The organism is Corallococcus sp. CA047B (assembly GCF_003612065.1).
GTDB classification, from domain to species: Bacteria; Myxococcota; Myxococcia; order Myxococcales; family Myxococcaceae; genus Corallococcus; species Corallococcus praedator.
Genome location: NZ_RAWD01000378.1, coordinates 1 through 8,239, shown reverse-complemented (window position 1 = coordinate 8,239; position 8,239 = coordinate 1). Strand labels below are relative to the sequence as shown.

At 70.7% G+C, this 8,239-nt stretch carries 6 protein-coding genes and 1 pseudogene; 1 reads left to right on the top strand and 6 read right to left on the bottom strand.

The features are described 5' to 3' along the window. The 6 genes and pseudogenes from bacP to D7X74_RS36220 all read right to left on the bottom strand — a co-directional run. Nucleotides 1-434 (bottom strand): annotated as a pseudogene (gene bacP / locus D7X74_RS36245) (bactofilin BacP); the annotation flags it as partial. A 3-nt stretch (nt 435-437) separates the two neighbouring features. After that, a complete protein-coding gene (locus tag D7X74_RS36240) occupies nt 438-761 on the bottom strand; it encodes a polymer-forming cytoskeletal protein (protein WP_120537551.1) in 324 nt (107 codons plus the stop codon). A gap of 63 nt (nt 762-824) precedes the next feature. Next, entirely contained in the window at nt 825-1,166 is a 342-nt protein-coding gene (gene bacN, locus D7X74_RS36235; RefSeq protein WP_120537550.1) for a bactofilin BacN, read from the bottom strand. 54 nt (nt 1,167-1,220) lie between these two features. Next, nucleotides 1,221-2,060 (bottom strand): alpha/beta hydrolase, encoded by an 840-nt coding sequence (locus tag D7X74_RS36230; protein WP_120537549.1) that lies wholly within the window; start codon nt 2,058-2,060, stop codon nt 1,221-1,223. A 13-nt stretch (nt 2,061-2,073) separates the two neighbouring features. Continuing rightward, nucleotides 2,074-3,840, bottom strand: coding sequence for a tetratricopeptide repeat protein (locus D7X74_RS36225; protein ID WP_233602409.1), 1,767 nt, complete (start codon nt 3,838-3,840; stop codon nt 2,074-2,076). Between the two features lie 206 nt (nt 3,841-4,046). After that, nucleotides 4,047-6,548 (bottom strand): ATP-binding protein, encoded by a 2,502-nt coding sequence (locus D7X74_RS36220; RefSeq protein ID WP_120537552.1) that lies wholly within the window; start codon nt 6,546-6,548, stop codon nt 4,047-4,049. 525 nt (nt 6,549-7,073) lie between these two features. Between D7X74_RS36220 and D7X74_RS36215 the strand changes: the two genes are divergently transcribed. After that, on the top strand, nt 7,074-8,239 hold a 1,166-nt coding region (locus D7X74_RS36215), incomplete at its 3' end, for a hypothetical protein (RefSeq protein WP_120537548.1).

Genomic DNA, 8,239 nt, shown 5'->3' with positions numbered 1-8,239 from the left:
GGCGTGGCGCCGGGGCGCACCGTGGGACGCGTGACGGCCTGGGGACGCGCGACGGTGGGGCGCTCGGCCGGCAGACGGCCCGGCTCCACGTCGCCCATGTCCACGCGGCCGCGGAAGCTGGCGCCGTCCACGATGATGACGCGGGGGGCGCGGATGTCGCCCACCATGCGGCCTTCGCGGGTCAGCTCCACGCTTTCGGTGGCGTTGATGTTGCCCACCACCACGCCGCTGACGATGGCGTTCTTCACCGCCACGTTGGCCTTCACCACGCCCGAGGGCTCCACGATGAGGGTGCGGCTGAGGGTCAGTTCACCCTCGACGCGCCCGCGGACCGTGAGGTCCTCGTCACCCGTGAGACGACCGCTGATGAGGATGGAAGGCCCCACCACGGTGTTGTCCACGGCATTGTCTGCGAGCTCCTTGGCGGTGGCCACGGATCAGCGCTCCTTCATGTCCATGTCGACGTTGCCCTTGAAGGAGGCACCGTCGGCGATGAGGATTCGCGGGGCCTTGATGTCGCCCACCACGCGGCAGTCCGTCTTGAGCTCCACCTTGTCGCTGGCGACGATGTTGCCCGTCACCCGGCCGGCGATCTCCACGTTCTGCGTGTCGATGTCCGCCTCGACGACGCCGGAGCCCTCCACGTAGAGGCTCTCCTTGAGGGAGATCTTCCCCTTCACGGTGCCCTGGATGACCAGGACCTCGTCACCGGAAATCTCCCCGTCGATGACGATGCTCGAACCAATGACCGTATTCGCCATGAGTGTTGTCCGCCTTCTCGAAGCTTGCGCCTGGGGGGTCCGTGGGACGGACCCCGGTGGATGCTAGATGTCGTCCGGCAACTTCACGTCCATCTCGATGGAGCCGTTGAACACGGCCCCATCCTCGATGACGACGCGCGGGGCCTTGATGTCGCCCGCGACCTTCGCCGAGGCATTGATGGCCACACGGGTCGACGCGTCGATGTTGCCGCTCGCCTCACCGTTGATGGTCAGTTCCTCGGCGCGGATGTCCGCCTGCACCTTGCCGGTGCCCTCGATGGTCAGGTGGTTCTTCAGGGCGATCTGCCCCTCCACGCGTCCCTCGATGACCAGGTCTCCTCCGCCCGTGAGGTTGCCCCTGATGACGATGCCCTTGCCAATGATGCCCGTTTCACCCTGTGCCATGAGGTGATCCTCGCCAGCGCCTGCTCCGTATGGGAGCGGGGCGACCTGATTATGTCAGAGATGCGCGGAGATCCAGCCGGAGATGTCCTGGAACACCGTCGAGCGATCCCGTTCGTTGAGCGGCTCGTGCCGCATGCCGGGGTACTCCTTGAACTTCTTGTCCGCCGTCCCCGCCACTTCAAAGAAAGCCCGCGACGCCGCGGGCAGCGCCACCCCGTCGTCCTGTCCGCACAGCACGAACAGCGGCACTTGAATCTTCGGCGCCAGGAGCAGCGTCTTCGCCTGGGCCAGCGTGGATTCCACGAACCAGCGCGGCGTGGCGAAGGGGACGTACAGCGGGTCCTCGCCGACCGCCTTCTGGATGTCGGGGTCGGTGCTGAGCATGTCCGGGGTGAGGCCGGAGCTGACGCGCAGCCACGGGACCATGGTGCCCACCATGCGGGCGGCGAAGACCTTCACCGCGGGGGGGGTGATGGCCAGCTTGAGGTAGGGCGCGGAGAGGATGGCGCCGGAGAGTCCCTCCATCCCCCTGGCCATCGCGTGCACCGCCATCAGTCCGCCGTGGCTGTGGCCCAGCAGGAAGATCTTCTGGGTGCCAGCGGAGGCGCGCACGCGCTGCCAGAAGCTGTCCAGGTCGTCCAGGAACTCGGGCCACTTGCTGGCGTAGGCGCGGCGTCCGTCGGCGCGGCCGTGGCCCCGGTAGTCGAAGCCGTGCACCGCGTAGCCGTCCTGCACCAGCGCGTCGATGACGGGCCGGTAGCGACCGATGTGGTCCCCGTAGCCGTGGACGATGGCGACATGCGCGCGCGGAGTTCCCGCGTCCGGCAGGTCCAGCGTCCAGAACAGCCGGGTGTTGTCCTTGCCGGTGAAGAAGCCTTCGTCGTGGCGGGCCATGGGTGCCGGGACCTTAGCGGCCCGGCGCTGGCGAGGGTAGCGCCTTCAACTTGCGCTCCAACGCCGTGCGCTGACCGGCGGGCTCGGCGGCCTCCGGCTCCAGGGTGAGGACATCCAGCGCGCGCTTCCAGGACGCGGCGGCATCCGAGGCGCGGGCGGCCTTGAGGTAGGCATCCCCCAGGTGCTCCAGGATGGCGGGTTCGTCCGGGGCCAGCTCCACCGCGCGCTCCAGCAGCTCCACCGCCTTGCGTGCCTCTCCGCGCTGGAAATAGACCCAACCCAGCGAGTCCACGTACGCCGCGCTGTCGGGCCTCAACGCCAGCGCGCGCCGCACCAGCCGCTCCGCCTCGTCCAGGTCCCGGCCATGCTGCGCCAGCAGGTAGCCGATGAAGTTCATGGCCGCCGAGTGCTCCGGCGCCACCGCCAGCACCATCCGCATCCGCGACAGCGCCCCGGCCACGTCCCCCTGGCGATCCAGCGCGGCGCCCAGGGAGAAGAGCAGGTCCTGATCCTTCGGTGAGCGGGCGACGGCGTCGCGCAGGAGCGTGAGCGCCTCCGCGGGGCGGCCCTGGCGCTCCAGCAGGGCGGCCAGCGCCTCGTACGCCATCGCGGCCCCCTCCCCTCCCAGGGCCTCGCGCAGCACGCCTTCCGCCTTCGCCGCCGAGCCGCTGCGCTCCAGCGCCCGGGCATGGGCGACGCGCAGCTCCGGGTCCTCCGGCGTCTCCTTCACGGCGGCGCGGTAGAGCACCAGCGCCCGGGCGTGGTCACCCGCCAGCGACAGGCAGCGGGCCCGGCGCACGCGGGCGTCGAGGAACACCTCCGCGTTGGGGGGCACGTCCGCGAAGGCCGTGGCGGCGGTGGAGAAGCGGCGCATCCGTTCGGCGACGAGGCCCGCGTAGTACGCCAGCCGGGGCTCGTCCGGCGCGTCCTTCCGGGCGGCGTCCAGCACGGCCTCCGCGGCGGCGGACTCGTGCGCGGACAGGTAGCTGAAGGCCACCCGCACCGCCAGCTCCGGCGAGGACGACAGCGACAGCAGCCGGTCGAAGTACGCCCGGGCCCGCGTCACCGAACCGCTCTTGAGCGCGGCGCGGCCCGCCGACAGCAGCACCTCGCGGCTGTCCGGATCCGCCTCCAGCGCGCGCGCGAGCGCGTCCTCCGCCTCCTTCGCCCTCCCCGCCTCCTCGTACATGCGGGCGAGCGTGGACCACACCTCCACGTCCCCCGGGTCCCGCTCGGCGGCCTTCGTGAGCAGCCGTTCGGCACGGGCGGTGTCGCCGCGTTCGGCCAGCGCCAGCCCCAGCCGTCGGTAGCCGGAGGCCTCTCCGGGCAACGCGTGCGCGAGCGCCTCCACCACCTTCACCGCTTCATCCGGCGCCTTCGCGTCCAGGTGGAGCTGCGACAGCACCAGGTACGCTTCCGGGTCGCGCAGGCGCAGCGTCATCGCGCGGCGCAGGTGCTGGCGGGCGCGGGTGAGGCGGCCGGACTCCATCAGCACCCGGCCCAGGAGCACGTGCGCGGGGTAGTACGCGGGGGACTTCTCCACGGCCCGGCGCAGCTCGCGCTCGGCGCGGTCCAGGTCGCCCAGGCGGGCGTACTCCTCGCCCAGTTGGGTGAGCAGGCGCGGGTTGCCGTCGTCGGTGGCGAGCGCCAGTCGCAGCTCGTCCACCGCGCCCCGGTGGTTGCCCTCCAGGTGCAGCAGGCGCGACTGGAGGTAGTGCGCGTAGCTGGCGGACGACGCGGCGGGGTCGTCGTGCGCGGCGGAGTCCATCGCCTCGCGCATCGCCTCCGGGTCGACGTGGGGGGCCGGGGCCTTCTTCGCCGGAGCCTTCGCCAGCGGCGCCTGGGACGCAGCGGCACCCGCGCCCCCGGTGGCCAGGGCGAGGCACAGCACGGCGGCACGGCTGAGGAACGGGAGCTTGCGCACGCGGAAGCCCAGTGTAGCGCGGTGCGCCCCCTTTTTCCCGCGGTCAGGGGGCGCGGCCGGAACTAGAGGTGCTCGGGCGGCGGCGCGCCCAGCTTCTCCAGCAGCTTCTCCACCGGGTCGCTGTCCTGGCTGACGTCCGCCAGGGCGGCGCGGTATTCGATGGAGGTCACCTTCTCCACGTCCGGCATCAGGCGGTTGATGACCGTGCGCGCGGCGTCCGCGTTGCACTCGGGCAGCACCACCGCGAAGACGCCCTGCCCCAGGTGGGCGATGGCATCCGGGTGTCGCACCCGCTTGCGCATCACGTCCGCCATGTTGGAGGGCAGCGCTTCCAGGTTGCGGTCGGGCCGGAGCACCGCCAGCGTGAGCGAGCGGTGGTAGCGCCGGCTGCGGGCCACCTCCTGCTCCAGCCGCAGGAGCAGCCCGCGCCGGTCGTGCAGCCCCGTCGCCGGATCGCTGCCGGTGCGCTTCTGGAGGGGGGCGGACTTGTCCTGCTGGTCCTTCTCACCCTGGCGCAGCTTGAGGGCCCGCTCCGTGCGGTTGAGCAGCTCCACCGCGTTGAAGGGCTTGGCCATGTAGTCCACCGCGCCCAGGTTGAGCGCGCGGACCTTGTCGGCCACGCCCTGGTGGGCGGACAGCAGGATGACGGGGATGTGCGCCGTATCCGACGAGGACTTGAGCGCCATGGCCGCGTCCAACCCGTCCAGCTTGGGCAGGAACACGTCCATCACCACCAGGTCCGGACGGGACGCGCGTGCCTTCGCCAGGCCCTCCGCGCCGTCGCGCGCCACCTCCACGCGGTACTTGGAGCGCAGCACCTCCGACAGCACCGCGGCGATTTCGGGTTCGTCCTCCACCACCAGCACGCGCGGCTGCTCGGGCGCGGCGCCGGGCGCGGGCTGCGGCCGGGGGTTGCGCGCGGCCTCCTGCGCCAGCGGCAGCGTGAAGACGAAGGTGCAGCCGCCGTCGGCCGGGCTCTCCGCCCAGATTTCGCCGCCGTGCAGCTCCACGAACTCCTTGCAGATGGCCAGCCCCAGCCCCGTGCCCTTGGGCCCGTGGCGGTAGCGGTCGAACACGAGGTGCAGCTCGTCCGGGGGGATGCCGACGCCGTTGTCGCTCACCATCACCCGCACCGCGTCGCCGTCCGGCCGCGACAGCCGCTGCGTGCGCACCACCACCTCGCCCTGCGTGTCGCTCGCGTGCTGGATGGCGTTGCTGATGAGGTTCTGCAGCACCTCGTGCAGCTTCACCTCGTCGCCAATCAGCATCAGGCTGTCGGGGCACTCGGAGCGCAGCGCCACGGTCTTCTCCGCGGCGAGGATCTCCAGCTCCCCCACCGCGTCGCGGCACAGCTGCGCCACGTCCAGGACGCGCGGCTCGATGGACAGCCGCGCCGCCTCGCCCTTGCCCTTCTCCAGCAGGGACTCGACCAGGGTGAGGATCTTCCGGCCCTGGCGGATCATCGCCTCCGCGGACTGCTTCTGCTGCGTCTCCAGCGGGCCTTCGAGCAGCAGCCGGCCATGGCCCAGGAGCACCTGGAGGGGCGCGCGCAGGTCGTGGCTGCACACCGCGATGATCTCATCCTTGAGGCGATTCAACTCCTTCAGGCGGCGGTTGGCGTCGTTGAGCTCGCGGTAGCGCTCCACGTACGCCAGCTCCAGGTCCTCGCGCTTCTTCTTCACCGCCGTGTGCAGGCGCGCGTTGCGGATGGAGTTGGCGAGCACGCCCGCCACCGCCTGCGCGAACTCCTGCTCGTCGCGGCCAATGGACGCATCGCCCCGCGACACGCGCAGGAAGAGCGCGCCCAGGAGGTCGTCCTGGCAGATGAGCGGCTGCACCAGGATGGACTTCACGCCCTGGGGCAAAAGCGACGTGCGCACCTCCGCCATCAGCGGGTCTCGCTGCGCCTCTTCAATCAGCACCGGCTGCCGCGTCTCCAGCGCGCGGCGCAGCTCCGGGTAGCGCGCCACCTCGATGTCCAGCTGGACGAGGCTCGGGTCCTCCTGCGTCGCGACGACCGTGGCCGTGCGCGCGTGGCTGCCCTCCACCAGCACCACCGAGCAGCGGTCCGTGCCGGTGACCTGGCCCACCTTCTCCACCGCGATGCGGAGGATCTCCTCCAGCTCCAGCGAGCTGGTCGCCGCCTGGGTGATCTCCAGCAGCATCCCCATGCGCAGGCGGATGCGCTCCTCGCGCTCCTTCAGACGCCAGGCGCGCAGGGCCGACTCCAGCCGGGGCACCAGTTCGTCCGCGCCGCGCACGAAGTCGTCCACCGCCAGCCGCTTGAAGGCCTCCGCCGAGCGCGCGCGGCCCTGGTCCACCAGCACCGGCAGCCGGTTCAGCTTGTCCACCTTGCGCACCGTCTCCAGCAGCTCGGCCGCCCTCTTGGCCGTCACCGACAGGAGCACCACCTCCGGCTGGAGCTGGTCCACCATCTCCGCCAGCCCGCTCTCGCGCTCGGTGGTGCCGCACTGGTAGCCGCTCGCCGTCAGGCGCTCCACCAGCGCGTCGCCCGCGGCCTTCGCCGCCAGCACCAGCACCCGCCCCCGCTGCTCCGACGACAACATCTCGATCCTCACGGCACGCCTCCGCCCCGCCCAGACAGGGAACGACACTGCGAAAGCCCGTTGGGTGCGTAAGGGGTCATGGTCGATTCTGGATCATGCCGTCTAACCCGTCCGTGAGCCAGCAGATGGACGGGCCTCTTCCGAGGGAGAGGGGTGAGAGAAGGGGCGCGACGTATACCTCGGCCCGACGTCAACGCCCCGGATTCCGCGCTTGCATGACATTCGGATGACCTCGAAATACCGAGGCCGCCTTCCCTCGGGGAGTGGGAATCGGGACCTCTCCGGAACGCCATGGCTGTGACTTTCTTCCCTCACCGCCCTTTGCCTGCCCGCTCGAAGGCAGGGGCAGCAGGCACGGAAGACCCGGCGGGTCGGGACCTGGCGAGCAACCGGCCGGGGTGGTGGCGGGACCCCATCCAGCGGCGTCGCGATCAGGAATGGGGCCGGGAAGCCCCTTTCCGGGGCGGGAGGCGGGCCCCGGGTCCCGCCCGAGGCCGCCCGAGCACGGTAGAGTGCGCCCCCATGCACCTCGAACTACCGCGTCTGTCCGCGTCGCGGGCGGCCTTCCTGGCCTCGCTCGCCATCTCCGCCCTGTCCGCCTGTGGCGGTGACCCGAAGCCACCGCCCATCCCGGATCCCCCGGTAGTGACCCTGACAATCACCGAGGCGAACGCGGCGCCCAAGGTGAAGATCCGGCTGCTCGTCTCCGGGTGTGACCCGGTGGCGCAGACGGAGATCTACGACCGGGAGGTGTTCCTCAAGACGGTCCCCTACACCAGCGGCTCCATGGACTTCGAGCTGGCCGCGAACGAGCTCAAGTACACGTCGGGCCTCGCCGCGACGCTGGCGCTCCACGCGAAGGTCACCTGTTCGGACGGGCGCTCCAACGTGTCGCAGCCGCAGGCGGCCACCTTCTTGCCGGTGACGAAGGTGGTGAAGGACGCGGACCCCAACGGCCAGGTGGTGACGGACTTCTTCGTCGCCGAAGGCAATGGCACGGGCGTGAACTTCATCGGGTGTGGCAACCCCACCACGGGCGTCGGCACCCTCTTCCGCGTGGATGCCAACGGGGCCCTGCAGCAGAGCGTGGCCCTGGGCGTGCCGTGCAATGCGTCCACGGTCTACACGGACCTGCACCCCACGACGAACAAGCGGTGGGTCTGGACGCCCGGCGCGAGGGCGGTGGCGGTCCACCAGAACTTCACGATCAGCGGCACGTCGAAGCCGACGATCTTCCTGTCCAGCCTGTCCATGATGAACAACGGCGACGCACTCATCGCCGATGACGACAACATCGTGTACCGGCTGCCGCATGACTCCGGCATCGGCGCTCCGAAGTGGACCTTCGCATCGCAGTGGCCGCTCGTCGCGCCGCCCCTCCAGAAGGGCTCGGACGTGCTCGTGGCGTTCATGAAGCAGCCGGAGGTCACCACGTCCAAGGTGCTGCAGATCGTCGTCGCGCGGCTGGACGCCAACGGCACCGGAGACCTGGTGCCCGTGAGCGAGCGCGCCATCTTGAACTACAACGGCGACTTCGGTTCGCCGCCGCTCGCGTCATTCAGCCCGGATGGCACGGTCCTCTACCTGGCCTTCCCCCTGGGCAACAACCAGTCGAGCATCCAGGCCTGCCGGGTGGACGTGACGGGCTGCGAGGGCTCCGGGCTCAAGTGGAACAGCCCCGCCCTGCC

What these genes read in the sequence shown, in the direction of transcription:
- D7X74_RS36240 (WP_120537551.1), bottom strand. Translation starts at nt 761, where the DNA reads ATGGCGAATACGGTCATTGGTTCGAGCATCGTCATCGACGGGGAGATT.
- bacN (WP_120537550.1), bottom strand. Translation starts at nt 1,166, where the DNA reads ATGGCACAGGGTGAAACGGGCATCATTGGCAAGGGCATCGTCATCAGG.
- D7X74_RS36230 (WP_120537549.1), bottom strand. Translation starts at nt 2,060, where the DNA reads ATGGCCCGCCACGACGAAGGCTTCTTCACCGGCAAGGACAACACCCGG.
- D7X74_RS36225 (WP_233602409.1), bottom strand. Translation starts at nt 3,840, where the DNA reads ATGCGCGAGGCGATGGACTCCGCCGCGCACGACGACCCCGCCGCGTCG.